The organism is Confluentibacter sediminis, from assembly GCF_003258355.1.
GTDB classification, from domain to species: Bacteria; Bacteroidota; Bacteroidia; order Flavobacteriales; family Flavobacteriaceae; genus Confluentibacter; species Confluentibacter sediminis.
The window spans coordinates 87,076-113,388 of the sequence record NZ_QKPO01000004.1 but is presented as its reverse complement, the minus strand read 5'-3'; the positions used below and the strand labels follow the sequence as shown (position 1 = coordinate 113,388).

Sequence of the window (26,313 nt, the reverse complement as noted above, 5' to 3'; positions counted from 1 at the left end):
TTCATAAGTGAATTTATGAAAAAAAATCATCTAACTTCTTTTAAGGTTTGATGTAAAACATCTTTGCTAAACTTGTTTTCAACATCAAAGTTAATTGAAAATATTAAAACAGACTATTTTATCCGTTTCCCAACAGAACCACTTTCACTCGGCACCAATTCATAAACAAAATCAGGTTTCAATCCAACCTCTTTTCTGTGCGATACATACAAAATAGCGGTATCACTTTCTGAAGCAATTTTGTTGATTAACCGTACAAACAAATTGGCATCCACATCGTCTAGTCCGTTAGTGGGTTCGTCCAAAATTAACAATGGTGGATTTTTAACCATCGCTCTGGCAATCAACACCAAACGTTGATTACCAGCAGATAATGATAAGAAATTCTTGTTTTTAATTTGATACATGTCTAATATCCGCAACCACTTATACGCTATTATCTTTTGGTTTTCAGTTCGGTATTTATACAAACCAATAGAATCAAAAAAACCAGAAATAATCATATTTTCAATAGAATCTGAACGTAAAAAACCTCTTAGCATCTCCGATGAAAAATAACCAATATGTTTTTTAATATCCCAAACCGTTTCACCACTCCCCTTTTTCATACCAAACAAGGTGATATCTTGCAAAAACGCTTTTGGGTTATCGCCCGTTATCATGGACAAAATCGTGCTTTTTCCAGAACCATTAGGTCCAATGAGTTGCCAAAATTCTCCCGATTGTATTTCCCAATTAATAGTATTTAAAATTGGTCTGCCTTCATACTTAACAGAGACGTTTTTAAACGTTACTAACGGATTGATTTTGTTTAATGTTGGGTTGTAATGTTTTGGCAAAGAATCTATAAATACTTCACCAGAATGAGTATTTAAACGATCTATATCATCAATCAATACAAGTCGATTTTCTTGTAATTGGTACACCTTATCAATAAACGAAAGTATCTCTCCTTTCCTTGTTGTAATCTGAATTATGGGAGCTTTTAAGCTTAACTCCTTTAATAAATGTTCAATTTCAGTTTGGGCAGCTACATCTAAATTCCCAAAAACATTATCTGCAATAATATACTCTGGACTCTGTGAAATAAGATGATTTAGTAAAGCTTTTTTTCGTTCGCCTTCAGAAGATTTTTGAAGACTGTTTTTGGTTTTTGTTACAACATCAAAATGTCCATGAATCATTTCTTCTTCTATAAACTTATTCAATGTTATTTCGGAAAAAAGAACACCTTTTAAATTTGAAAATTCTTGAAAAAAGTAACCTTCTATAATCTGTTCAATAAGTAGATGTTTATCATCCTTATTTGAAATGTATATGGCAATATGTGGATTCAAATTATTTATTTTTAGTTATCCTTATCAGTTTGAGTAAAATACGAAGGCACGGTATATTTTGTATCGAGAACCATTTCAAGTTGTATGACGTCTCGATACCTTTTCCATGCTTCAAAAATCACTCTCAGGGACAATTCATATTAATTGTTTATTAGAATGCCCGTTCCAACTAACCTGCAAAATAAAAAAACCTTTAAACAACATATGGTATTTAAAGGTTTTTTCTCTAATAAACTAGACTATTTATTCCGATAAATTTTTGGTATGGAAGGCTACCAAACCTTCAATAGGTCGGCGTTCAAAATTCCCAACGACAAAGCCCATTTCTAAACCTACTTGTTTAATTTCTTCTTGTGAAAAATAAGCAATGGAGCCTGCAAAATGTACTGGAACGGTTTTAAGTTCTTCCTTGTATTGCATAATCATATTTTTTGCAAATATGCGGATCCCTTTTTTAATAAGTTCTACAATATATTCTGAGTCTTTGTTTAAAAACATAAACTCAGCAAAGTTTGCCAAATAAGCATTTGGGTTGGGTTGCTTGTAAATATTATATTTTATATAATCGGGTTCTAAGTTATATTTACTACCAAAAGCAATTTTAATAGATTCGGGCATTTGATTGAAATAATAATCCCTGATGAGTTCCTTACCATAATAATTTCCTGCAGCATCATCCATTAAAATATAGCCTAGAGATTGTACACGCTGATGTAATTTTTGTCCATCAAAATAACTGCAATTAGAACCAGTTCCTAAAATACAAACTACCGCAGCTTCCGTATCGTGGTTAATGGTTCCATACACAGCAGCCAACGTATCTTCTTCAACTTTTACAACAGCATTTAAAAACACCTCTTTTAGTACATTGCGTACCATCTCTTTACCTCTTTCCGTCCCGCAACCAGCACCATAAAAAAACACATGGCTCACCTCTTTTCTATGAGCTTTTAAATCTGGGTTCTTTTTTATTATCTTTTTAAGTTTGTCTTCTGTTAAGATTTCCGGATTAAGACCTTTTGTCCTTAACTTTTCTAAAAGTTGTTTTCCATTATTATCTACAGCAATCCAATCACTTTTTGTAGAGCCACTATCAACAATTAAAATCATGCGTTCTAAAATAAAAAACTCCACAGAATCTTGTCGTTACAATAAATCTGTGGAGTTATTAATACTATTATTTATTGAATTATATTTTACTGATATATTCAGCTAAGTCAACTAATTTAGTTGAATACCCAAATTCATTATCGTACCAAGATACTAATTTAAAGAAATTATCATTTAATGCAATACTTGCGTCTGCATCAAAAATACTTGTCATGGGCTCTGAAACGAAATCTTGTGACACAACAGCTTCTTCTGTATATCCTAAAACACCTTTTAAATCTCCAGATTCAGACGCTTTTTTCAAGGCAGCTTTAACTTCTGCCCAAGTTGCTGATTTTTCAGTTCTAACAGTTAAATCTACAACAGATACATCGGCTGTAGGCACTCTGAATGCCATACCTGTTAATTTTCCATTTAATTCCGGAATCACTTTACCAACTGCTTTGGCTGCTCCAGTTGAAGAAGGAATGATATTGATTAAAGCACTTCTTCCACCTCTCCAATCTTTTCTTGAAGGACCATCAACTGTTAATTGTGTAGCAGTAGTAGCATGAACAGTTGTCATTAACCCTTCTACAATTCCGAAGTTATCATTAATAACTTTAGCTAAAGGGGCTAAACAGTTTGTAGTACAAGATGCATTGGAAACAATCGTATCTGCAGCTGTTATTTTTTTGTTGTTTACACCCATTACAAACATCGGAGCATCTGCAGATGGTGCAGAAATAGCCACTTTTTTAGCTCCAGCAGTAATGTGCTTTTGGGCACCTTCCAATGTGGTAAAAATACCAGTACAATCTAATACAACTGTTGCACCGATAGCATCCCATTTTAAATCTTCTGGATTACGCTCAGCTGTAATTCTTATTTCTTTTCCATTTACTACTAAGTGGCCATTTTTAACTTCAACAGTACCATCAAAACGACCGTGAGTAGAATCATATTTTAATAAGTAGGCTAAATGTTCAACATCTAATAAATCGTTAATACCTACTACTTCAACATCTGGTCTACTAACTGCTACTCTAAAAGCAATTCTACCTATTCTACCAAATCCGTTAATTCCTAATTTTAATTTTGACATAATTTTGTTTATAAATGTTAAGTGCTCATAATATCTGAGACACGCAATAATTCTAAATTTATTTTTGTTTTTCCTTTAATAGCTCTTTCTAGTGGCGTTAACTCCATAACACCATTTAAAAGTCCAACCATATAATTGGTTTTGCCTTCTAATAGAGATTCTACAGCTTTAACTCCCATTCTGCTAGCCAAAACACGGTCGAAACAAGATGGTGAGCCACCACGTTGCATGTGTCCTAAAACAGACACTCTAACATCGTAACCTTCCATATTTTGATCCACATAATCTTTAAGCTCAAAAATGTTTTTCCCTATTTTATCTCCTTCAGCAACTACAACGATACTTGATGTTTTACCAGACTTTCTACTTTTATTAAGGGACTCGACAAGTCTATCTAAACCTAAATCCTCTTCAGGAATTAAAATTTCTTCGGCTCCACCTGCTATTCCTACATTCAAAGCAATGTGACCAACATCACGTCCCATAACTTCAACAAAAAATAATCGGTTATGAGAACTCGCCGTATCTCTAATTTTATCAATAGCATCTACAACGGTATTAAGTGCCGTATCAAACCCTAAGGTATGAGAGGTACCAACGATGTCATTATCTATGGTTCCTGGAATACCTATCACAGGAAAATCGAATTCTTCATTAAAAATCATGGCTCCAGTAAATGATCCATCACCACCTATCACGACAAGTGCATCAATGTTAGCTTCTGTCATTTTTTGAAATGCTGTTTGTCTACCTTCTTTAGTTCTAAATTCTTTAGACCTTGCAGACTTTAACATGGTACCCCCTTTGTTTATAATACCCCTAACGCTTCTAGCATCCATTTCTTCAAAATCGCCTTCTATAAGCCCTTCATAACCACGATAGATTCCAACACATTTGATGTTATGATATGCACATGTTCTAACTACCGAGCGAATAGCTGCATTCATACCGGGAGAATCACCCCCAGATGTTAAAACTCCTATTTTTTTTATTGTTTTTGGCATCTAATTTTTTTAATTATAGGTAAAATTACTAAAGAAAAATCAGATATCAGTAGCATTTATTCTATTTTAATGGGAGATATAAAACTATAACGTTTTAGTTAATAAAAAAGCGATTATTTTAATATATCTACAAAAAGATGCTTTTTTTACTAAATTATTTCTCTTTTTTAGGTGAAGCTTTCTGTGTAATAAAACCAGGTAACGAACTTTCTTTTTCTGTCCCTGTTTTTTCCTCTTCTTCTTGTGTTACACCTTCGGGATGGTCTTCTTTTTTAAACAAACTTTGAATTAATTCTTTAAAGGTATCAAAATCTACATTATAAGAAAGTCCTACACCTTGCGTATAACCAATCTTATCTCCAAAATTTCTAATACTGTTTTCTCTATTAAATACATTTGCTGTTAAAGTACCGTCTTCATTTAATAGAAAGCTTATTTCAACATCACCAGCGATCACAGTTTCATTGGCTCCTGAGCCTCCAACTGGAACCCCTACTTTACCATTTATAAGGACACGGTCACTTATTTGTGTTTGTAATTTTAAATCAAACCTACTATCTGTTTGATAGTCGGGTCTATTGGTTCCAGCTTCATAATTTAGACCTATATTAAGTTTACCATCTCCGTTTGAAAAAAAGCTATTAATAATCCCATTGAGTCTCTCTGCAATAGTTCCAGAAAAATTAAGTTCACTTAATCCTCTTGAAAAAGAGCCAGTAGATAATAGATATAGTGCTTGATTTTGCTTATCCTCATCGGACTCTAATCGGTATTGAAGTTCTGATTTGATAGTAGAATTTACATTTGGAAATTCAAACTGATAAAACGGAATAGGTTGTTCCAATTCTCCCGTTAAGCTTATATTAAGTTCTACAGGAATACTTCTGTTAATAGGATTATCCAACAAAGGAGACGGATTCGTTTCAGTTTTATAGACGGCTAGCATATTGATACGTGCTTTTAATGGTTCTCCATCCCAAGCAATCGTTCCTCCAGGTTTTACTAAAAATTCTTTTCTAATCAATCCTCCATACGCGAAATTATAAACTCCTTCAAACACCGAAAAATCTCCCCACATATTAAACTTCCCTTTCGTGTTGATTTCTATAAGAATATTTCCATTACCTCGACCTTTTAAGGCGTGGCCAGTATCTTTATTAATTATTATTTCCAACTCTGCATCTTCAGTAATATCTAAATCAAAATCCAATTCAAGACCCTTCACTTCGTTGAAAACCAAATCGACGCCTTTCTCTTTGGCTTCCTTCTCTTCTTTTGTTATGAAATGTATGAATGAATTATCTCCAAAAGATTCAGTATTATTTAAAGGTATTTTGAATACAGTCCCTTGTTTGGTTTCTCCTTCAACACTAATCACCAATTGATCTGTTGGCCCAACAATACTGGCAGTACCACCTATAAAACCTGTACCATAATACAAGGCTTCTTCCGTATCTTTAGTATCTAAAACCAATAATCTTGGAGTGCTGAGTTGCAAATCCAATCCCCATTTAGAAAAATTTGTATGGCTTAAACTACCATTCAACTGTCCTTTTGACTTAAATTTAGTATCTGTTAATTGAATTTTATTGAAAATAAAACTTTGGTCTTTTAATGTCACAGAAGATTTATCGGCAAAACTATAATCTACATTAAGATATGGAATACCAAATCCCGACTTGTTCATTATTAAATCCCCATTGATACCCGGTTTGCTTAAATTTCCTTTTACGCTAACATCTCCAGAAACACTTCCTCTAATATTGCTTAGAATATCTTGCAGTAATGGGTTTAATGGTTGCAAATTAAAATCATTTAAAACAACATTTACATCAATATTAGATTGTTTCCCTAAAACACTGATATCACCTGTAGCTCTAAATGTTTTTTTAATATCATCTTTAATGGAAACATCCACATTATAAGCAGTCAGGTTTTCATTTCCTGTAATGTTCGCATCAAAAGATCCTAAATCAAAATCATTGACCTTAAAATCATTTATTACAATGGTAGAATTTGGTAAATAATTGCCATTCTTTTGTAAAAGATCTAATTTACCATTTACATTTCCTGCTAACGACAAACTATCTATATCTGGAGTGATTTTAGCCAGATCCACATTTTTAAAACTTAGTTTTAAATCTTTTTGGGTAGAATCTTTTATGAATCCAGAAAGCCTTAATTCCTGATGGTCGTGATTGACATAGAGCTGATCTATATCAAAAAAGGTAAAACTATTATTAAATGTAAATTTATTAAATCTATCTTGCTTTTCATTGATATACCATTTCGTATCTTTTATGGTTATATCAGATTTTTTAAACCCGACCACCGATTGTTTTTCTTTATTAATGGTGTGATAAAAGCTTAGATTATAATTATCATTATTCTGTTTTCCACCTTTAAATTCAGCTCGCATAAATAAGGTATCACGAAGGGTTACATTTATCAAATTGAATTTAGAGGCGTTATAGTATTTGGTATTGATACTATCTACCTCTACAAACGTATTGAAAAGAGGATTGCTGTTATCTATTTGTAATTCTATATTATTAGCAAAATAATCATATACTTTTATTTCAGGAGACTTGAACGTCACCCTGAATTTTTCTTCGTCGGTTTCAACCCTTCCTTTTATAAAAGTATTTTTTCCGAGTTCAATTTCTGGATAGAACACCTCTATAATTTTATTGTAAATTTTAAAATTGAAATCTACATATTGGTTTGCTGCTACTTTACTGGGAACAAAATTTGTATAGATATGTCCTAATGAATTTTGCATTAATTTAGGCAAATCTTTAAATACAAAATGTCCATTTAAATTACCTTCTAAAATATCTGGCGAGTTAATTTCTACAAAATGAACTTGGTCTTCAAATCGAGAAGAAATGTCAAATTTGTCAAAATAATAGGTGTCGTTCTGGTTTTGATAAGAGGAGTTGTTGAATAAAATTTTACCATAGGCATCATCTAAAGTGCTACCATTAACATTCATTTTAACATCACTTTTAAAAATAGAAATACTGTCTTTTTTTATAAAGTTTAATGCATTTAAATTGGCGTAGGCAATATTCGCTTCAAAATCGTATTTATTTATTTTTCCCGAAAAATCTACTAACCCATTAAAATTGAGTCTTAAATTTTCATCATTAGAAACAAGATTTCCATCAAATATCTTGTTTTTCACATTTCCTTCAACCTTTATAGACTTGTAATTATATTTATTATATTCTATTTCAAAAATATTACCAACCACTTGTGTGTTAATTGTTTCCGGAACAAAACCTTTTCCCTTTACATCAAAATTTAAAGACGCCATTCCAATATTGGGGTCGTCTAAAAAGGTTCCAAAATCAAAATTTTCAAATACAACATTTCCTTTATAAAGGGCATTGTCGATATCGTTGATTTTTGTTATTTCTAATTTGGAATCTACATAACCTAAATCGGTATCTATTTGAATATTAGCATCCACGCCAGACGATGTGACCTGGGTTTGGCCTACAACATTAAATTTGCCAAGATTGTCAAAAGAGCTTGGAATAACCTCTCCCAAAACATTAGGCAATAATGCTTTTAAATCTCTATAGGTTGATGAAAGTCTTGAAAAAGAGCCATTCATATAAAAATTATCTGGCTCTTTATTAAATAAATTTTTAAAATTGATATTCCCGTAAACTTGGGTATTTGTACTTGTTTTTAATTCTAAATCACCAACCTTTAAATCATTTAAAGTCCCTGTTAAATCCACATTAAAAGCAGTATATTGATTTTTTCCAAATTCATTGTAAAATATATTTAATTCATCCAACAAGATGTTTGAATCCTTAAAATTGGCAATAATGTTTACTTTATCTGTAAACTCTTTAAAGTCTTTTCTATCATACGAGAATTGTAAATAGCCCTTTAATACAGAATGGGGCGTTTCAATATCCAAATTAGAAAAAATCATATTTGTTAAGGTATATGAAAAATTTGTAGACATATTTTTCATCTCAAAACCTCTACTATCTTTAAAAGCTAGTGTATTTATTCTAGCGCTTACATCACTACCATTAATTAAAAAATTAGTAGCATTAATATTCAAATTTTCAAATTCCAATAACTTAGTAGTTTCCTTGTTTTCATCCGTCATCCTAAAAACGCTGTTGTAAATAGACACATCACTAGAAGACAATAAAAAGCTACTGTTTTCTTTCCTTGGGTTATCGTCTTCAAATTTGGCTACAAAAACATCTAAATTGGTGTCACTTTCCCCTTTGTAGGTTTTAATATTAAACACCAATTCCATGATATCAATATCACCGAAATTCAACTTACCGTTAACTAAATTCCTGACACTTAAAATAGAGGTATTTAATTCGGCGATACTAATAAGCGTGTGTTTTTTGTAATCTTCAATATAAATTTGCTTAAGCTCTACATCACCATTAAATTGCAATCCTACTCTATCAATATAAATATGAGTACCAAATTCGTCATTAACACGCTTGGTTGCATATTTTCCGAGCTTAGTCTGTATGGCAGGAATAGATAATATTAACACCAAAATGATGAACAGAAGTAGCAGCACGGCCACAATTTTCGATGCTATTTTTAAGGCTTTTTTGATATATTTAAAAGATATTATTTTATTAAGAATGCATTACATTTTCTTGGCAAATACTCATTTAAATTAAAATGTTTAAGGAAAACTACTTAAACTATTTTACACATTCATTAAAAAAATAAATGAGTAGTTTTGCATATACGAACAATTGAAAATCATTGGATTTTAATTGTTTTCAAAATTAACAATTATTGTGCCTAATTTTAACTAATGTCTTCACAAAATATTTATATACTAGGAATTGAGTCTTCTTGCGATGATACAGCGGCTTCTGTAATACATAACGGGCGTATTTTAAGCAACGTTATTGCCAACCAAAAAATACATGAAGAGTATGGTGGTGTGGTACCAGAACTAGCTTCTAGAGCACATCAACAAAACATTGTTCCTGTAGTAACTCAGGCTCTTAAAAAAGCAAATATCACTAAAGATGAACTTCATGCTATTGCGTTTACACGTGGACCAGGACTTATGGGGTCGCTTCTTGTGGGAACTTCGTTTGCGAAATCTTTAGCTTACGGTTTAGATATTCCCCTTATTGATGTGAACCACATGCAAGGCCATATTTTGGCACATTTTATTGATGAAGACGGTTATAACAAACCCCCGTTTCCATTTTTGGCCATGACTATTTCTGGTGGCCATACACAAATTGTTAAAGTATCTGGTTACTTTGACATGGAAGTGATTGGGGAAACCATTGACGATGCCGTGGGTGAAGCATTCGACAAAAGCGGAAAAATACTGGGATTAGGGTATCCTGCCGGACCTGAAATTGATAAAAGAGCGCAATTAGGTAATCCAAAAGCTTATTCTTTTACAAAACCGAAAGTAGATGGTTTAAATTTTAGTTTTTCAGGATTAAAAACAGGGATTCTTTATTTTATCCAGAATGAAACCAAAGCCAATCCGAATTTTGTTGAAGAAAACCTAAATGATATTTGTGCGTCCATTCAATACACTATTATTGGTATTTTAATGGACAAATTGAAACTTGCCGTTAAGCAAACAGGAATAACCCATATTGCTATTGGAGGTGGTGTTTCGGCAAACTCAGGCATAAGAAAAGCGTTAAAAGATGGGGAACAAAAATTTGGATGGACTACCTATGTCCCTAAATTTGAATTCACTACCGATAATGCGGCCATGATAGCGATTGTAGGTTATTTAAAATATTTAGATAAGGATTTTGCTGAACAAAATGTCGCTGCTTCAGCCCGGTTGAAAATTTGATTAGCCACAAATACACGAATCTTTCAAATGACTTTTACAAAACCTCATGCTTATTTTTGGATAATTGCTCTTATCAGTTTACTCATTGGTATATTAATGTCAATATTAGATAAAAGCATGGTCATAAATATTCATGACACCTATTTTGTGATATCCTACTTTGATGTTTGTATCGTAATCTCTTTTTTATCTTTAATTATAGGAATTATCCTTTGGAGGATTTATAAGATTAAAAATCATTCCAAAAAAAATTGTAAATCGTAATTCCAAAATCATTTCTATCTTAGCCCTATGCAACTTTTTTACAATCCAGACATTACTGAAACCACCACTGAATTTTCTTTTTCAAAAGAAGAAAGCAATCATATTGTAAAAGTACTACGTAAAAACACAGGAGATACGTTAGATATTACAAACGGACAAGGTTGGTTGTTTCATGCAGAAATCACATTGGCAGATATTAAAAATTGTTTGGTTAAAATAGTTTCTAAATCCTTTCAGCCGAAAAAAAGCTATCATCTACATTTAGCGGTGGCACCTACAAAAATGAACGATCGTTACGAATGGTTTTTAGAAAAAGCGACCGAAATAGGGATCGACACCATCACTCCTATTATCTGCGACCACAGCGAACGTAAAATTGTAAAAACAGACCGTTTTGAAAAGATATTGCAATCGGCCATGAAGCAATCTTTAAGTTGTTATATGCCAAAACTAAACGCCCCTATACCATTTAAAGATTTTATAAATCAGGACTTTAATGGCGATTTATTTATTGCCCATTGTGAGGAATCAGATAAAAAATCTTTAAAAAATGAGCTTAAGCCACATTCCAATATCACCATTTTAATTGGTCCAGAAGGTGATTTTAGTGTTAAAGAAATTGAAATGGCTCTTAAAAACAAGTTTATTCCCGTAACTTTGGGAGACACCAGATTGCGAACAGAAACCGCTGCCATTGTGGCTTGCCACTCTGTAGCGTTTATAAATGAGTAATATGAAACATTTTATCATACTTTTCACTTTTAACTTTTCACTTTTAACTTTTAACTTATTTGCACAAGACATTGCTTTATTAAAATACAAAGGTGGCGGTGATTGGTATGCGAACCCCACATCCTTACCAAACTTGATTGCGTATTGCAACCAACATATCAATACCAAAATAAATCCTAAGCCACAAGAGGTCGAAGTTGGTAGCCCCGATATTTTTCAATATCCATTTTTACACATGACGGGGCATGGCAATGTTTTTTTTAGCGACACAGATGCCGAAAATTTGCGTAATTATTTAATCTCTGGCGGCTTTTTACATATTGATGACAACTATGGTATAAAACCCTATTTAGTAAGGGATTTGAAAAAAGTATTCCCAGACAAAGAATTAGTTGAATTGCCGAGCAATCATAAGTTGTTTAATATGGCTTATAAATTTCCTGAAGGCTTGCCTAAAATTCATGAACATGATGGCAACCGTCCTCAGGCATTTGGTATCTTTCATGAAGACCGCTTGGTATTATTATTCACCTTTGAAAGTGATTTAGGTGATGGTTGGGAAGATGAAGAAGTCCATAACGATCCTGCCGATATTAGAGAAAAAGCTTTGAAAATGGGGGCTAATATTGTTGAATATGTTTTTGAAAATTGAATTGACTTACGATTCAAGTGCAAAACAACTAAACAATTACACAATTAAACAACTCAACATCAGTGCAATTAACCCACTACAATACAACTTTTAAAAAACGTAATTTCCCTATAACCTTGGTTTGCGACAATGTAACCAATGCACCAAATATTGGGAGTTTATTTAGAATTGCTGATGCCTTTGGCGTTGAAAAACTAATCCTTTGTGGAGCAAACATAGTGCTAGGCAGAAAAATCACAAAGACATCGAGAGCCACAGAAAAATTTGTGCCTTATGACATTCACGAATCCGCTTCAGAAGTTATAACTGATTTAAAAACCAAAGATTATCACATCATAGCTCTTGAAATCACAAATTCCAGTCAACCCATTCATACCTATAAATTTTCAGGAGAAAAGCCTATCGCCTTAATTATTGGAGATGAGAATTTCGGGATTTCAGAATGGATTTTAAAAAATGCCGACGCCATCATTCATATAGATATGTTCGGACAAAACAGTAGCATGAATGTGGCGCAAGCCACAAATATTGCTTTATATGAAATCACGAAGCAATTTTTGTAATCGGTTTTATTATATTTACTAGATGAATTCCAAAACAATATCCAACGGTATTTTAAGGGCCTTTTCTATGATTATAGGAATCGCTTTATTGCTCTTTTTCTTATATAAAATACAATCGGTGATTGTTTATTTACTCATTGCCGCTGTTATCTCTTTAATAGGAAGACCCATTGTGCTGTTTTTAAGAAGTCGTTTAAAGTTGAAAAATATTTTAGCGGTTATTGTCACCATGCTTTTACTTGTTGGCATATTTATAGGTATTATGAGTTTGTTTATTCCGCTGGTCATTGAGCAAGGTCATAATTTATCTTTATTGAACATCGATAGTTTGCAACAAAGTATAGAAGATTTGTATATGCAAATTATTAGGAATTTCAAACTCAATGAAATGGAAGTTAAAGAGTCTTTAAAAGATTACGATTTACTATCTAAAATTGATTACTCCATCATTCCTGATTTTTTAAATTCGATGATTAGCGGGTTGGGCAGCTTTAGTATTGGGTTGTTTTCTGTACTTTTTATATCATTTTTCTTTTTAAAAGACAGTCAGTTATTCGAAAATGGCATACTCATGTTCATTCCTGAAAGCAAAGAAAGTAGATGGAAAAAGTCGACAATCAAAATAAAAGATTTGCTATCCAGATATTTTGTTGGGCTTATTCTTCAAATTTTAATTCTCTTTATTATTTATACCATAGTGCTTTTAATTTTCGGAATCAATAACGCCATCGTAATTGCTTTTTTATGTGCACTGCTAAATTTAATCCCTTATGTAGGCCCTTTAATAAGTGCTGTTTTAATGGTTATTTTAACCATGACAAGTAATTTGGGAGCCAGTTTTAGCGACGTTACTTTACCTAAAACCATCTATGTTATGATTGGTTTCATTATCGGACAATTGGTGGATAATTTCTTTAGCCAGCCTATTATTTTTTCAAAAAGCATGAAATCGCATCCCTTGGAAATTTTTTTAATCATCATTATGGCAGGGATTCTTTTTGGAGTAATTGGTATGATAGTAGCTGTACCAAGTTATACCGCTATTAAAGTGATTTTAAAAGAGTTTTTATCAGAAAACAAAATTGTTCAAAAACTCACTAAAGACCTTTAGTTTTACTTTGAATAAACTTATTTTAAATACTGATATACAAATTTTTATCAACAGTCATTTACATGCAAACATTTCTGAAATTCTATTAAAAGGAACCACATTTGAATCCGTTTCTACCAAAGATATTGTTGAGCAAATTGAAGCCAAAATAAAGTGCGAAAAGAAACTCCCTACTTGGTTTCAAACCCAAAATATTTACTATCCCAACAAGTTAAATATTGAACAAACCTCTTCTGAAATCACCGCAAAATATAAAGCCGGTTTAATAAGCGGAAAAACAATTATCGATTTAACAGGGGGATTTGGTATAGATAGTTATTATTTTTCAAAACGATTTGATACTGTAATTCATTGTGACATCGATGAAAATCTATCGGATATGGTTTCCCATAACTATAAACAACTTCAAGTTACAAATATTAAAACCATATATGGTGATGGATTGAAATATTTAGAAAACAGGAAGGAAATAGTAGATTGGATGTATGTCGATCCTTCCAGACGACATGATAGCAAAGGCAAGGTTTTCTTTTTAAATGATTGCTTGCCAAATGTTCCCGAGCATTTGGAGTTGCTTTTTAAGCATTCAAAAAACATCATGATTAAAACATCGCCGCTCCTGGACTTGTCTGTGGGTATTAGCGAACTAAAACATGTAAAAACAATTCATATCGTAGCTGTAAATAATGAAGTAAAAGAATTGCTTTGGATTTTGGATCGAGATTTTAATGGTGACATTCATATAGAGACCGCTAATCTAAAAAAAAAGGATGCTGAATATTTTAAGTTTTTATTGGACGACGAAAAAGTAACAGAATCTGCATACAGCAAGCCTCTCACCTATTTATACGAACCCAACGCAGCGATTTTAAAATCTGGTGGTTTTCACTCCTTATCAAAGAAATTAAATGCTTTTAAGCTTCATAAACATTCCCATTTGTACACCAGCACATCGCCTTTGGATTTTCCTGGCAGATGCTTTAAAATTGAACACATCATTCCTTATAATAAAAAGGATTTGAAGCAATTAAGAATATCGAAGGCTAACATCACAACCAGAAATTTTCCTGAAACCGTTCAGCAAATACGAAAAAAACTAGCCATTAAGGATGGTGGTGACTCTTATTTGTTTTTTACAACAGATGCAGACAATACAAAAATTGTTATTATCTGCATCAAATTGTAAATAATTATATCACAAAGCATTATCTATAATTTCCTGAACCACTTCTGGATTCAACAAGGTACTCGTATCACCCAAATTAGAGATATCTTTACAAGCAATTTTACGTAAAATACGGCGCATGATTTTTCCTGAGCGCGTTTTTGGTAAACCACTAGTAAATTGGATTTTATCCAGTTTAGCAATCGGCCCAATATGTTCCGTAATGATTTGGTTGATTTCTTTACGCACATTATCGTGTACACGAGATTCACCAGTATCTTTTAAAATCACAAAACCATACAAGGCATTTCCCTTGATATCATGTGGAAAACCTACAATCGCTGATTCCGCTACGGCTGGGTGCTCATTAATAGCGTCTTCAATAGGTGCTGTCCCTAAATTATGACCAGACACAATAATCACATCATCGACACGTCCTGTAATTCTATAATACCCCACTTCGTCACGCAAAGCACCGTCTCCTGTAAAATATTTATTTTCAAAAGCTGAAAAATAGGTGTCTTTATAACGCTGATGATTGCCCCAAATGGTTCGTGCCATACTCGGCCAAGGGAATTTAATACACAATCGTCCGTCTACCTGATTTCCTTTAAGTTCCAAACCAGTTTCATCCATTAAAGCGGGTTGTATTCCTGGAAATGGTAAGGTGGCATACGTTGGTTTTGTCGGTGTTACAAATGGTATAGGACTTATCATAATACCACCTGTTTCAGTTTGCCACCAGGTATCTACAATCGGGCTATTCTTTTTCCCAATATTATCATTATACCAATGCCAAGCCTCTTCATTAATAGGCTCTCCAACAGATCCTAATACTTTTAAAGAAGATAAATCATGTTTATCTACAAAATCCATTCCTTGTTTTGCTAAGGCACGGATGGCTGTAGGTGCGGTGTAAAATTGGGTCACTTTATGTTTTTCAACCACCTCCCAAAAACGTCCAAAATCAGGGTAACTGGGGACACCTTCAAACAAAACCGTTGTGGCTCCATTGGCTAATGGGCCATAAACGATATAACTATGCCCGGTAATCCATCCTATGTCTGCAGTACACCAATACACATCATTTTCTCTATACTGAAACACGTTTTTAAACGTGTAAGCCGTATAAACCATATACCCTCCTGTGGTATGTACCATCCCTTTTGGTTTTCCCGTAGAGCCAGACGTATATAAAATGAATAATGGATCTTCTGCATCCATGATTTCAGCTTTACAAACATGAGAAGCATCATCTAATAAAGGTTGTAACCATTTGTCCCTACCTACTTTCATGTCTATATCAGAATGGGTTCTTTTGGCGACCAATACTGTTTTTATGCACGGACAATCTTCCAGGGCATCATCTACAATCCCTTTTAAATCAATAGATTTTTCGCCGCGATACGAACCATCGCTGGTAATAACCATTTTACAATCTGAATCATTGATTCTGGTAGAAAGTGCCGTGGATGAAAAACCTGCAAACACCACAGAATGGATCGCTCCAATCCTGGCACAGGCCAACACCGAAACAGCCAACTCGGGAATCATGGGTAAATAGATACAAACTCTATCCCCTTTGGTAATACCTTCCGCTTTTAATACATTGGCAAACTTATTAACCCGTTCGTGTAATTGATTATAGGTAATATGTTCCGATGGATCATTCGGATTATTAGGTTCGAAAAGAATCGCTGTTTTATCACCACGAGTGGCTAAATGCCTGTCTATACAGTTTTCTGTAATGTTTAATTTAGCGCCTTCAAACCATTTTACTTCCGGTTTACTAAAATCCCAACTCAATACATTGTCCCATTTTCTCTGCCACATAAAATGTTCTTCAGCGACTTCTTCCCAAAAATTTTCAGGCTCCCTAACGGATTTTCTATAAACTTGATAATATTCTTCTAAATGTTTTATATGGTAATTACTCATTTAATTTACTGTTGATTTGTTTTATTGTTTAATGGATATCTTGTTTTAATAATTGTCTGTTTAATGTCCTGTGGCTTCTCCTGCACCGCTAGGAATCCTGATATTTTCAACGATGTCTTGAACATCTTGTGGTGGTGCTGGTGTAAATTTCATAATGGTAATAGAGACTATAAAATTTAAAATCATAGCTATACTGCCAAAACCTTCTGGTGATATCCCAAACCACCATTCACTTTTATCTGGAAGCACCTCATCAAACCAACCTAATTTATATTTCATCATATACAGCAACATAGAAATAATACCAACGACCATACCGGCAATCGCTCCTTCTTTATTCATTCTCTTATAAAAAATTCCAAGGATAATAGCAGGAAAAAACGATGCTGCTGCCAAACCAAAGGCTAACGCTACCACAGCGGCTACAAATCCTGGTGGATTGATTCCAAAATAACCAGCCACACAAACAGCTCCTACAGCAGATAAACGTGCCGCTACTAATTCCCCATTTTCGGATATTTTAGGGTTGATGATTTTTTTAATCAAATCATGGGACACAGAAGATGAAATCACCAATAACAATCCAGCGGCTGTAGATAAGGCTGCTGCCAAACCACCTGCGGCTACCAAACCAATAACCCAATTAGGCAAACTAGCAATTTCAGGATTTGCTAAAACCATAATATCGTTATCTATAGTGAGTTCATTTTGTTCTTTATTGGCAACGTATTGGATTATACCATCCTTATTTTTATCGGTAAAGACAATCAAACCTGTCTTTTCCCATTTTTTAAACCACTCGGGTACGGTGGCATAAGGCTGATTTGAAACCGTTTCAATTAAATTAGTTCTAGCGAAAACCGACACTGCTGGCGCTGTTGTGTACAGTATGACAATAAGCAACAAGGCAAGTCCCGCCGATTTACGGGCATCCTTAACATTTTTAACTGTAAAAAAACGAACGATAACATGAGGCAAACCTGCCGTACCAACCATTAATGCTAACGTGATGGCAAATACATCTATTACCGATTTTGAACCTGACGTATATTCAGCAAAACCAAGTTCGGTACTTAATCCATCTAATTTATCAAGTAAATAGGTACCTGAACCGTCTGACAACTGACTCCCAAAACCTAATTGGGGAATCGGGTTTCCTGTCATTTGAAGAGAAATGAATATAGCCGGTACCATAAACGCAAAAATCAATACACAATACTGAGCTACTTGCGTATATGTGATGCCTTTCATCCCTCCCAAAACAGCATAAAAAAGGACAATTATCATTCCTAAAATAACACCTGTATTAATATCGACTTCTAAAAAACGGGAAAATACAATGCCTACCCCACGCATTTGTCCCGCGACATAGGTAAAGGACACAATAAGCGCACAAAACACAGCGACCACACGGGCCGTTTTAGAATAATAGCGATCCCCTATAAAATCGGGTACGGTAAATTTTCCGAATTTCCTTAAATAAGGTGCTAACAATAAGGCCAAAAGCACATAACCGCCTGTCCAGCCCATTAAATACACGGCACCATCATAGCCTGCAAAACTAATAATACCCGCCATGGATATAAAGGAGGCCGCACTCATCCAATCCGCTGCCGTCGCCATTCCGTTCGCTAATGGAGACACACCGCCACCCGCAACATAAAATTCATTGGTAGAGCCTGCTCGAGACCAAATAGCAATACCTATATATAAGGCAAACGTTAAACCGACTAAAACATAGGTCCATGTTTGAACACCCATAGCTTCTATTAAAAACAAACTAGTCCTCATATCCGTATTTTTTATCAAGTTTATTCATAATACGCACATAAACGAAAATCAAAATCACAAATACGTACATAGAGCCTTGTTGTGCAAACCAAAAGCCAAGCTTAAAACCTGCAATTTTTATAGTATCTAAAGCATCTTTAAATAAAATACCGGCTCCATAAGAAACCAGAAACCAGATGGTTAATAAAATGATAAGGTATTTAATGTTTTCTTTCCAATAGGCAGTCGCCTTTTCTTGTTCGGTCATATTTAGTTTGGTTATAGGCTACTAATATATAAATTAAATTGTTTACATGAAAAGTGATATTTTTAGTTAAAAATCAATAAATTATAATTTTGCTACAAATAATTTTTAAAACTATCTTTATACCAGTAAAACTATAACTGAAACCTATTGCATTCTAATCGTCTTTACTTTATTGATGCTGTAAGAGCTTTTGCCATATTGATGATGTTACAAGGACATTTTATTGATACGCTTTTAGACCCTATTTATAGAGATGATACTAACATTTTTTATAATATTTGGTCGTATTTTAGAGGGGTTACCGCCCCTACTTTTTTTACTATTTCTGGACTTGTTTTCATGTATTTGCTATTAAAAGCAAAAGAAAAAGGGAATGATAAGGTAAGAATACGTAAAGGTCTTTATAGAGGCTTACTGCTTTTATTTATTGGCTACACCTTAAGAGTCGATTTTTTTGACTGGTTTCAAGGAAAGTTTTATCCTTACTTCTTAGTCGTGGATGTGTTACAATGCATTGGTTTGTCTCTCATTCTCATGGTTGCCTTATACTACGTTTTTAAAGCTAATACATATGTATTATCGATTGTTTTAGTTATCATAGGCTGCACCATATTTATAACTGAACCTTTATATAGAAACATTGTTTTACCAGATACGCCTTTAGTGTTTGCCAACTATATCTCTAAAAAAAATGGTTCTGTTTTTACCATTATACCGTGGTTTGGCTATTCGGCTTTGGGCGCCTTTTTTGCAACAGTATTTTTTAGGCATGTTCATAGAAAGGCCTTTAAAGCTCTAACCATCTGTACGTTTTTTACGTTTGGTTATCTACTAATCTTTCAATCTTCTGGATTTCTTCATAAAATAGGCGATGTTACTGGCTTAACTCTTTTTCATGCGGCAGCAAATTACAATTACTTGTTTTCTCGTTTGGGTGATGTTCTGGTACTTTTTGGTTTGTTTTACACCTTCGAACATTTTTTAAAACAATCTATCATTACCAGAATTGGCGAAAAAACATTGTCCATTTACACCTTTCACTTCATTATTATTTTTGGAAGTTACACAGGTATTGGATTAAAACATTTTTACTACAAAGCTTTAGACCCTTATCAAGCCATTTTTGGTGCCTTGGCTTTTATTCTTGTGGTGGTGGTTATCTCATTTTATTATGCCAAAACCAATGCTTTTTTGTATAATTTATTTCTGAAAATAGTAGATAGATTTAAATCTTGATCGTCTGTCATTAATAAAATTGTTTTTTATTCTTTTTAAAGACTTTAAAAGCTAAATTAGCTAACACGATTTCTAGATTAATAAATATGAAACAATTAAAGCTCTTTTGTTTATTTACCGTTATTTTAATGCTTAATGCCTGCAAGTCCACCAAAACCATGGGCAACACATTATATAATACCACTTGGGAATTAGAATATATTACGGGCCCTCGAATCGCCTTTAATGGATTGTACCCTGATAAAAAACCACAAATCACCTTCAATAAAACCACTAATAAAGTAGAAGGACATTCGAGTTGCAATGGTTATTCGGCGGACTTTTCCATACACGGTAATAGTATCACTTTTGGTGAACCTGGGCCTACCACCATGATGTATTGTGGGCAAGGCGAACAAGTATTTTTAAATACTATCAAAAAAGTAAACACATATAGTCTTGATGAAGAAGGTAAATTAATTTTAATCCTTGATGATGTTGCCATGATGCGATTCAAAAAAGTGAACTAATTTTAAATCATTAAAAATGAAAAAATTAATTATTCTATGCCTAATAACCTCTGTTTTCATCAGTTGTAAAAATAAATCAGAAACGGACAACACTAGGGAAACCGTTGATACCAATGTCCCGAGTCCCTTTTTAGAAGTTGGTTGCTATGCCTATAAGGGACATAATAATTCCATTGAATTAAAAATCACCGAAATGAATGACATGGTTGCTGGATACCTCAATTATCATTTAGCTGAAAAAGATGCCAATACAGGTACTTTTAGGGGGATTGTAGATGATGATGTCCTTTTGGCCGAATACACCTTTCAATCGGAAGGAACGACCAGCAAACGCGAGGTTATCTTTAAAGTCATAAACGATGAACTGATAGAAGGTTATGGAGAGATGGATGCCGAAGGGACACATTTCCGAAACACCGATCATGTCTCGTTTTCATCTACCATGCCATTAACCAAAACAGATTGTAATCATTAATAAACCAACATGAAAGCAGTAAGGATTTACGAAAAAGGAGCCATTGATAATATTAAAATTGAAGATATACCAAAACCCACAATAACACCAAACCAAGTATTGGTAAAAGTAAAAGCCTGCGGTATCAATCCAGTCGATTGGAAAAGTACCATACATGGTTATTTTGAAATGCCCTATACGGTAGGCACCGATATTGCTGGAATCATAGAAGCTGTTGGAACAGACGTTCACGATTATAAAGTTGGTGATGCCGTGATTGGTTCTTTGGAATGGGCCAAACAAGGTGCGTTTGCCGAATATGTAGCAACCGAAACCAAATATATTGCCTTAAAACCAAAAAACCTTAATTTTCAAGAAGCTGCAGCAGTGCCACTAGCAGCCTTAACTGCTTGGCAAGGTTTATTTGATAAATTGAGCTTAAAAAAAGGACACAAAATACTGATTCAAGCAGCTGCCGGTGGCGTTGGCCTGTTTGCGGTGCAATATGCCAAATGGACAGGAGCATTCGTGGTAGGTGTGGCGTCTCCAAAAAATGAAGCCTTTTTAAAATCAGTGGAGGTGGATGCTATTATTGATTACAAAACAGCCGACTTCTCTAAAATTACAGCCGATTTTGATGCCGTATTTGACAGTATGGCCAGTTCTGAACTCACGATCCCATTGCTTAAAAAAGGGGGGAACTATGTGTCTATCACCGCTAAACCTTCTGAAGAATTAGCTCAAAAACACGGTGTTACAGCTACCAACTTCCTGTTTCATTCGGATGCCGAACAGTTAAAAACCATTGCTTACCTTATTGAACAAGGACACGTTAAAGTCTTTATAGATAAACAATTTCCACTTTCCGAAGCTAAAGACGCTCTAGCCTACCAACATCAAGGACATTCCAAAGGAAAAAATATATTGATTGTTGATTAGAGTTGTCATTGACTTCGTCGAATCTTCGATTTCATGAGAAAGCAGGAATCCACATAAAACGTCATTGCGAACACGGTGAAGCAATCTCATAATACAGAACTATTGATAAACAGATTGCTTCACCGTGTTCACAATGACGATTATAAATATTGGCAAATACCAACATACACCTCCCTAAAAGCTATTAAAGTTAGTTTTTACCAACATATATTTTAGAAACAAAACCATAAATATTAAAAAATCGGAGCAAATCATATCTGAAATAAACAATACCGTACAACGCTGGAATGATTATGCAGATGCCGTACAGGTAAATACCAAATTGAGAGATGCTATTAAAAAAACATTACTAAATTTACAATAATAACATACCAACTAACCTATCATGAAACTATCTGCTTTATTTTTAAATCTAATACTATCCTCTCTTTGTATTAACTCTATAGTAGCTCAAGAAACCACAAAACACCGCGTTATTATTTTAACAGATATTGAAGCCGATCCAGACGATACCCAATCTATGGTGCGGTTACTGTTATACGCTAACCAAATAGACATTAAAGGTATTATTGCCACCACCTCGGTTTGGCAAAAGACCAAAGTACATCCTGAATCTGTTATAAAAATCATAAATGCTTATGGCAAGGTACAAGCGAATTTAAATAAACACGAAACTGGTTTCCCCGAAGCTAGCTCGCTGTTGGCCTTAGTCACACACGGACTTCCAAAATACGGCATGCTAGGCGTTGGCAAAGGACAGGATTCCGAAGGCTCCAATAGAATTATTAAAGAACTTGAAAAGAACGACCCTCGCCCACTCTATATCTCGGTGTGGGGTGGCGTGAATACCTTATCACAAGCACTTTACACCTTAAAAGACACCAAATCGAAGGCAGAACTGAAACGATTGCTGGATAAACTAAGAGTCTATACCATTTCAGACCAAGATGATAGCGGGATTTGGATACGCAATACTTTCCCCGAGTTATTTTACATTGTCAGTCCGGGAGACGATTATGGCACCTCTACATGGTCGGCCATAAATTCCGAAATAAAAGGCCTTCCTAATACGGAAATAAGCAACTCGTGGCTTGCAGAACACATTCAACAAGGCCATGGCCCATTGGGTGCTGTATATCCCGATGTGGCTTGGGGCATGGAAGGCGACACTCCCTCTTTTTTAAGCTTAATTCCCAACGGACTTAACAATCCGGAACACCCCAATTGGGGCGGTTGGGGCGGTCGTTACGAATTATACAAACCCGATGTTTCTAAACTTAAAAAAGGCCCTTCCGATGTGCCTTTAGCACCTGAAACCAGAGCCATTTGGACAGATGCCAGCGATGATTACATCCCTTTTGGCTTTAGTGAGTTTGGCAGAGTCGTTAAAAAAGATTCCACCAAAACCTATCATGATAATAAAGCCACCCTTTGGCGTTGGCGAACCGATTTTCAAAATGATTTTGCGGCACGTATGGACTGGTGTTTGGCAGATTACGCCCATGCCAACCATGCGCCCGTACCTGTACTGAGTAGCCCTGAAAACATTACGGTAAAATCTGGAGAATCCTTTAGTTTTGATGCCTCCAACTCCTACGACCCCGATGGTGATAGCTTTGGCTTTGTATGGTATCATTACCCCCAAGCAGGCACATATAAAAAAGAAGTGGTAATAACCCCAGAAAATTTTCCGGGCTTTACAGCGACTGCACCCATCGTAGATAAACAAGAAACGCTACATATTATTTTAAAAATGACCGATAAAGGCACGCCGAACTTGACTCGATATAAGCGGATGATTGTTACCGTGGTGCCGAAGTAAATTTACTTGTATTTATTGTACTACATGTTGATTTTGTGATTTTAAAAAACTAAATTCGCTTATTGACTGATTTAAATATTTGAAACGATTCATTGTAAATGTTGGCTTAAATTTAAACCAATCTCTATTTATATTAAGTAATCTAAATTTGAAAAAACTGTAGTAAAAATATGGAGTATGATTTTTCAAAACTTAATGACAGAGAGTTTGAAGCTTTAGGAGCGTCTATAATTGGAAAAATTTTAGGTAAAAGGGTTGAAGTATTTAAAGCTGGTAAAGATGGTGGTGTTGATGGCAGATTTTGGATTGATAATACCAAAGAAGGAATTATTCAATGTAAGCACTATGTTCAAACACCATACAGTAATCTAATTTCTAAATTAAAATCAGAAGAATTAGCAAAAGTTATTAAACTTAAACCTGATAAATATATTTTTATTACTTCAAAAAATCTATCTAGACAAAATAAACAAGAAATAAAAACGATATTTAATCCTTTCATAAAAAGAGAGGATGATATATTGGGGAAAGAAGATTTAAATGACTTTCTTTCAAAGAAAGAAAATCAAGACATTGTTGAACAAAATTACAAATTATGGATTACAAGTTCTTCCATATTAGACTTAATTTATAATAATGCTATTAAGGGTAGAAGTAAAAGTACAATAGGTGAAATTAAAGATAATGCATATAAATATGCCATAACAGAAAACCACAAAAAAGGGTTAAATATTCTTAAAGAAAACAATGTAGTAATAATGACTGGTGAACCAGGAATTGGTAAAACCACTCTTGCCGATAATTTAGCACTTTATTATACTGCCAAAGGATATGAATTTTGTGACATTGAAGAAAATATTAGTGAGGCTGAAAATATATTTAGAGAAAGTGAAAAAAAGAAAATCTTATTTTACTGTGATGATTTTTTAGGAAGCACTTTATACGATGCCATAAATAACAAAAGAGATTCACATATTGTTAAATTTATTAATAGAGTTCGTAACGATAATTCTAAAAAATTCATTCTAACGTCTCGAACAAATATTCTAAATAAAGCATATAGTTTAAGTCATAGATTCCAAAATGGGAAAATTCGTGATAATGAATTTTTGCTTAGAGTTGAAAATTTAACCAATATAGATAAAGCTAAAATTTTATATAATCATATTTATCATTCAAAATTAAATTATGAATATATTGAAAAGATATACCAAGATAAAAGATATAAAGAGATAATAAATCACCGGAATTTTAATCCTCGAATAATAGAATTTGTTACTGATAATATCAGAATTGGAAATGTTTTACCTAATGAATATTGGAAATACATTAAGAATAACCTAGACAATCCTGAAGATATTTGGTCAGACTATTTTCAAAACCAGACCGATGATTGTGTTAGGGCTCTTACATTTCTGACCGTTTACAATAATGGTAAAATCTTGGAGGAAGAACTAAGAAGCTCCTATTATACATTTCTTAAAACACATCCTGTAAATTTAGGTGATTTTACGGATAAGAGTTTTGAAGCTGTTAGAAAATTAGCTATAAAATCCTTGCTTAATAGAAATCAAATAGATAAAAACAAATATGAATATGTTCTATTTAATCCATCTATTACGGACTTTGTTCTTTATTCATATTCTGAAGAGATTGACTTAATTTCAAATATTTTTAAATCTTTAGAAACAGTGGCTTCTCTAGATTATTTACAAACCCTTTCTACATCCAAAAAAATTAATAGTCAATCCTCAAAAAGGATTCAAGAAAATTTATTTGATTGTTTTTTTGACAAAAAATTAATAGAAGAAGATTGGGATTTCTTAATTACACTTTCTTATTTAGACTTATTGAATGAAAAATTAAATAAGAGAATAGAACATTTTTTAAAATCCTTAATAATTTCTGATAAACCTATTGGAAATAGATTACGGGAACTTTTAATAATATTAACTGAATTTGAACCAAAAATAGAATATAGTGATTTTAAATTTTTATATGATTTTATTGAATACCCCCTAGATGAAGACACTTTAAAATATCTTCTAAATTTTATTGATAAATTTAATATTGAAGACGAACACATTTTATCTGAAGTAGAAAATCATATTGAAAATTATTTGGATGATGTTCTAAATAATAATGATTTAGGTATTGATTACAGAAGCTATATTAACCAGTATCATTACCCTGATGGTTATCCCGAATTTGATATTGACATACATGGGATAGAATCTGAAGTTTATGAAAGTCTTAATTCATTTTTAGATGGTTTTAATATAAATGTTTTAGATAAAATTGGATTCGATAAATCAAGAATTGTGTCAAACTTAGATCTGGAAAGAATGGCAATCTCCTATTTTGAAAGTTATGAGCCTGATGATGACAATGAATTAGAAGGAGGTTACCATTCGAATTTCTCATCTGAAGATGACATTGACGCAATTTTTGAACGCTCTTAAAATAATTAAATTATAGCTTTATAAATCATTTTTTATACCAACTAAACTAAA

20 protein-coding genes are annotated in these 26,313 nt (G+C 33.5%); 12 read left to right on the top strand and 8 right to left on the bottom strand.

Annotated elements, in window-relative coordinates; all coding sequences use genetic code 11:
- Positions 1-113 precede the first annotated feature (113 nt).
- The 5 genes from DKT72_RS04025 to DKT72_RS04005 form a co-directional block, all read right to left on the bottom strand.
- On the bottom strand, positions 114-1,337 hold the full coding sequence (locus DKT72_RS04025; RefSeq protein ID WP_235841599.1) for an ATP-binding cassette domain-containing protein: 1,224 nt from the start codon (positions 1,335-1,337) through the stop codon (positions 114-116).
- Positions 1,338-1,580: 243 nt separating this feature from the next.
- On the bottom strand, positions 1,581-2,447 hold the full coding sequence (locus DKT72_RS04020) for an N-acetylglucosamine kinase (RefSeq protein WP_111307615.1): 867 nt from the start codon (positions 2,445-2,447) through the stop codon (positions 1,581-1,583).
- 79 nt (positions 2,448-2,526) lie between these two features.
- Positions 2,527-3,531: a type I glyceraldehyde-3-phosphate dehydrogenase gene (gene gap, locus DKT72_RS04015; RefSeq protein ID WP_111307438.1), complete on the bottom strand. Its 1,005-nt coding sequence runs from the start codon at positions 3,529-3,531 to the stop codon at positions 2,527-2,529.
- Between the two features lie 17 nt (positions 3,532-3,548).
- On the bottom strand, positions 3,549-4,535 hold the full coding sequence (pfkA, locus tag DKT72_RS04010; RefSeq protein ID WP_111307437.1) for a 6-phosphofructokinase: 987 nt from the start codon (positions 4,533-4,535) through the stop codon (positions 3,549-3,551).
- Positions 4,536-4,689: 154 nt separating this feature from the next.
- Positions 4,690-9,108 carry a translocation/assembly module TamB domain-containing protein gene (locus DKT72_RS04005; protein WP_235841598.1) on the bottom strand — a complete coding sequence of 1,473 codons (4,419 nt, stop codon included), beginning with the start codon at positions 9,106-9,108 and terminating at the stop codon, positions 4,690-4,692.
- A gap of 246 nt (positions 9,109-9,354) precedes the next feature.
- Between DKT72_RS04005 and tsaD the strand changes: the two genes are divergently transcribed.
- The 6 genes from tsaD (at position 9,355) to DKT72_RS03975 (ending at position 14,885) form a co-directional block, all read left to right on the top strand.
- Positions 9,355-10,377 (top strand): tRNA (adenosine(37)-N6)-threonylcarbamoyltransferase complex transferase subunit TsaD, encoded by a 1,023-nt coding sequence (tsaD, locus tag DKT72_RS04000; RefSeq protein WP_111307435.1) that lies wholly within the window; start codon positions 9,355-9,357, stop codon positions 10,375-10,377.
- A 291-nt stretch (positions 10,378-10,668) separates the two neighbouring features.
- Positions 10,669-11,373 (top strand): 16S rRNA (uracil(1498)-N(3))-methyltransferase, encoded by a 705-nt coding sequence (locus tag DKT72_RS03995; RefSeq protein WP_111307434.1) that lies wholly within the window; start codon positions 10,669-10,671, stop codon positions 11,371-11,373.
- A gap of 1 nt (position 11,374) precedes the next feature.
- Positions 11,375-12,025 (top strand): DUF4159 domain-containing protein, encoded by a 651-nt coding sequence (locus DKT72_RS03990; RefSeq protein ID WP_111307614.1) that lies wholly within the window; start codon positions 11,375-11,377, stop codon positions 12,023-12,025.
- A 62-nt stretch (positions 12,026-12,087) separates the two neighbouring features.
- Positions 12,088-12,588 carry a TrmH family RNA methyltransferase gene (locus DKT72_RS03985; RefSeq protein WP_111307433.1) on the top strand — a complete coding sequence of 167 codons (501 nt, stop codon included), beginning with the start codon at positions 12,088-12,090 and terminating at the stop codon, positions 12,586-12,588.
- Positions 12,589-12,610: 22 nt separating this feature from the next.
- Positions 12,611-13,699, top strand: coding sequence for an AI-2E family transporter (locus DKT72_RS03980; protein ID WP_111307432.1), 1,089 nt, complete (start codon positions 12,611-12,613; stop codon positions 13,697-13,699).
- A 7-nt stretch (positions 13,700-13,706) separates the two neighbouring features.
- The gene (locus tag DKT72_RS03975; RefSeq protein ID WP_111307613.1) at positions 13,707-14,885 is read left to right on the top strand and encodes a class I SAM-dependent methyltransferase; all 1,179 of its coding nucleotides are present in this window, start codon (positions 13,707-13,709) and stop codon (positions 14,883-14,885) included.
- A 9-nt stretch (positions 14,886-14,894) separates the two neighbouring features.
- Here the strand turns inward: DKT72_RS03975 and acs are convergent, their stop codons facing one another.
- The 3 genes from acs to DKT72_RS03960 are packed head-to-tail and all read right to left on the bottom strand — an operon-like array spanning position 14,895 to position 18,840.
- On the bottom strand, positions 14,895-16,802 hold the full coding sequence (gene acs / locus DKT72_RS03970; protein WP_111307431.1) for an acetate--CoA ligase: 1,908 nt from the start codon (positions 16,800-16,802) through the stop codon (positions 14,895-14,897).
- A 60-nt stretch (positions 16,803-16,862) separates the two neighbouring features.
- Positions 16,863-18,563: a sodium:solute symporter family protein gene (locus DKT72_RS03965; RefSeq protein ID WP_111307430.1), complete on the bottom strand. Its 1,701-nt coding sequence runs from the start codon at positions 18,561-18,563 to the stop codon at positions 16,863-16,865.
- A gap of 19 nt (positions 18,564-18,582) precedes the next feature.
- Entirely contained in the window at positions 18,583-18,840 is a 258-nt protein-coding gene (locus DKT72_RS03960) for a DUF4212 domain-containing protein (protein WP_111307429.1), read from the bottom strand.
- Positions 18,841-18,987: 147 nt separating this feature from the next.
- On the opposite strand from DKT72_RS03960, the gene DKT72_RS03955 reads away from it, so the two are divergent.
- The 6 genes from DKT72_RS03955 (at position 18,988) to DKT72_RS03930 (ending at position 26,262) form a co-directional block, all read left to right on the top strand.
- Positions 18,988-20,076: a heparan-alpha-glucosaminide N-acetyltransferase domain-containing protein gene (locus tag DKT72_RS03955; RefSeq protein ID WP_111307428.1), complete on the top strand. Its 1,089-nt coding sequence runs from the start codon at positions 18,988-18,990 to the stop codon at positions 20,074-20,076.
- Positions 20,077-20,162: 86 nt separating this feature from the next.
- Complete coding sequence (locus DKT72_RS03950; RefSeq protein ID WP_111307427.1) at positions 20,163-20,585, top strand: META domain-containing protein; 423 nt, start codon at positions 20,163-20,165, stop codon at positions 20,583-20,585.
- A 16-nt stretch (positions 20,586-20,601) separates the two neighbouring features.
- Complete coding sequence (locus tag DKT72_RS03945) at positions 20,602-21,060, top strand: hypothetical protein (RefSeq protein ID WP_111307426.1); 459 nt, start codon at positions 20,602-20,604, stop codon at positions 21,058-21,060.
- 9 nt (positions 21,061-21,069) lie between these two features.
- Positions 21,070-21,978: an NADP-dependent oxidoreductase gene (locus DKT72_RS03940; protein WP_111307425.1), complete on the top strand. Its 909-nt coding sequence runs from the start codon at positions 21,070-21,072 to the stop codon at positions 21,976-21,978.
- A gap of 385 nt (positions 21,979-22,363) precedes the next feature.
- Positions 22,364-23,800, top strand: coding sequence for a nucleoside hydrolase-like domain-containing protein (locus DKT72_RS03935; protein ID WP_111307424.1), 1,437 nt, complete (start codon positions 22,364-22,366; stop codon positions 23,798-23,800).
- 170 nt (positions 23,801-23,970) lie between these two features.
- A complete protein-coding gene (locus DKT72_RS03930; RefSeq protein WP_111307423.1) occupies positions 23,971-26,262 on the top strand; it encodes an nSTAND3 domain-containing NTPase in 2,292 nt (763 codons plus the stop codon).
- The last annotated feature ends 51 nt before the right edge of the window (positions 26,263-26,313 follow it).

What these genes read in the sequence shown, in the direction of transcription:
- DKT72_RS04020 (WP_111307615.1), bottom strand. Translation starts at nt 2,447, where the DNA reads ATGATTTTAATTGTTGATAGTGGCTCTACAAAAAGTGATTGGATTGCT.
- gap (WP_111307438.1), bottom strand. Translation starts at nt 3,531, where the DNA reads ATGTCAAAATTAAAATTAGGAATTAACGGATTTGGTAGAATAGGTAGA.
- pfkA (WP_111307437.1), bottom strand. Translation starts at nt 4,535, where the DNA reads ATGCCAAAAACAATAAAAAAAATAGGAGTTTTAACATCTGGGGGTGAT.
- tsaD (WP_111307435.1), top strand. Translation starts at nt 9,355, where the DNA reads ATGTCTTCACAAAATATTTATATACTAGGAATTGAGTCTTCTTGCGAT.
- DKT72_RS03995 (WP_111307434.1), top strand. Translation starts at nt 10,669, where the DNA reads ATGCAACTTTTTTACAATCCAGACATTACTGAAACCACCACTGAATTT.
- DKT72_RS03990 (WP_111307614.1), top strand. Translation starts at nt 11,375, where the DNA reads ATGAAACATTTTATCATACTTTTCACTTTTAACTTTTCACTTTTAACT.
- DKT72_RS03980 (WP_111307432.1), top strand. Translation starts at nt 12,611, where the DNA reads ATGAATTCCAAAACAATATCCAACGGTATTTTAAGGGCCTTTTCTATG.
- acs (WP_111307431.1), bottom strand. Translation starts at nt 16,802, where the DNA reads ATGAGTAATTACCATATAAAACATTTAGAAGAATATTATCAAGTTTAT.
- DKT72_RS03965 (WP_111307430.1), bottom strand. Translation starts at nt 18,563, where the DNA reads ATGGGTGTTCAAACATGGACCTATGTTTTAGTCGGTTTAACGTTTGCC.
- DKT72_RS03960 (WP_111307429.1), bottom strand. Translation starts at nt 18,840, where the DNA reads ATGACCGAACAAGAAAAGGCGACTGCCTATTGGAAAGAAAACATTAAA.
- DKT72_RS03950 (WP_111307427.1), top strand. Translation starts at nt 20,163, where the DNA reads ATGAAACAATTAAAGCTCTTTTGTTTATTTACCGTTATTTTAATGCTT.
- DKT72_RS03945 (WP_111307426.1), top strand. Translation starts at nt 20,602, where the DNA reads ATGAAAAAATTAATTATTCTATGCCTAATAACCTCTGTTTTCATCAGT.
- DKT72_RS03940 (WP_111307425.1), top strand. Translation starts at nt 21,070, where the DNA reads ATGAAAGCAGTAAGGATTTACGAAAAAGGAGCCATTGATAATATTAAA.
- DKT72_RS03935 (WP_111307424.1), top strand. Translation starts at nt 22,364, where the DNA reads ATGAAACTATCTGCTTTATTTTTAAATCTAATACTATCCTCTCTTTGT.
- DKT72_RS03930 (WP_111307423.1), top strand. Translation starts at nt 23,971, where the DNA reads ATGGAGTATGATTTTTCAAAACTTAATGACAGAGAGTTTGAAGCTTTA.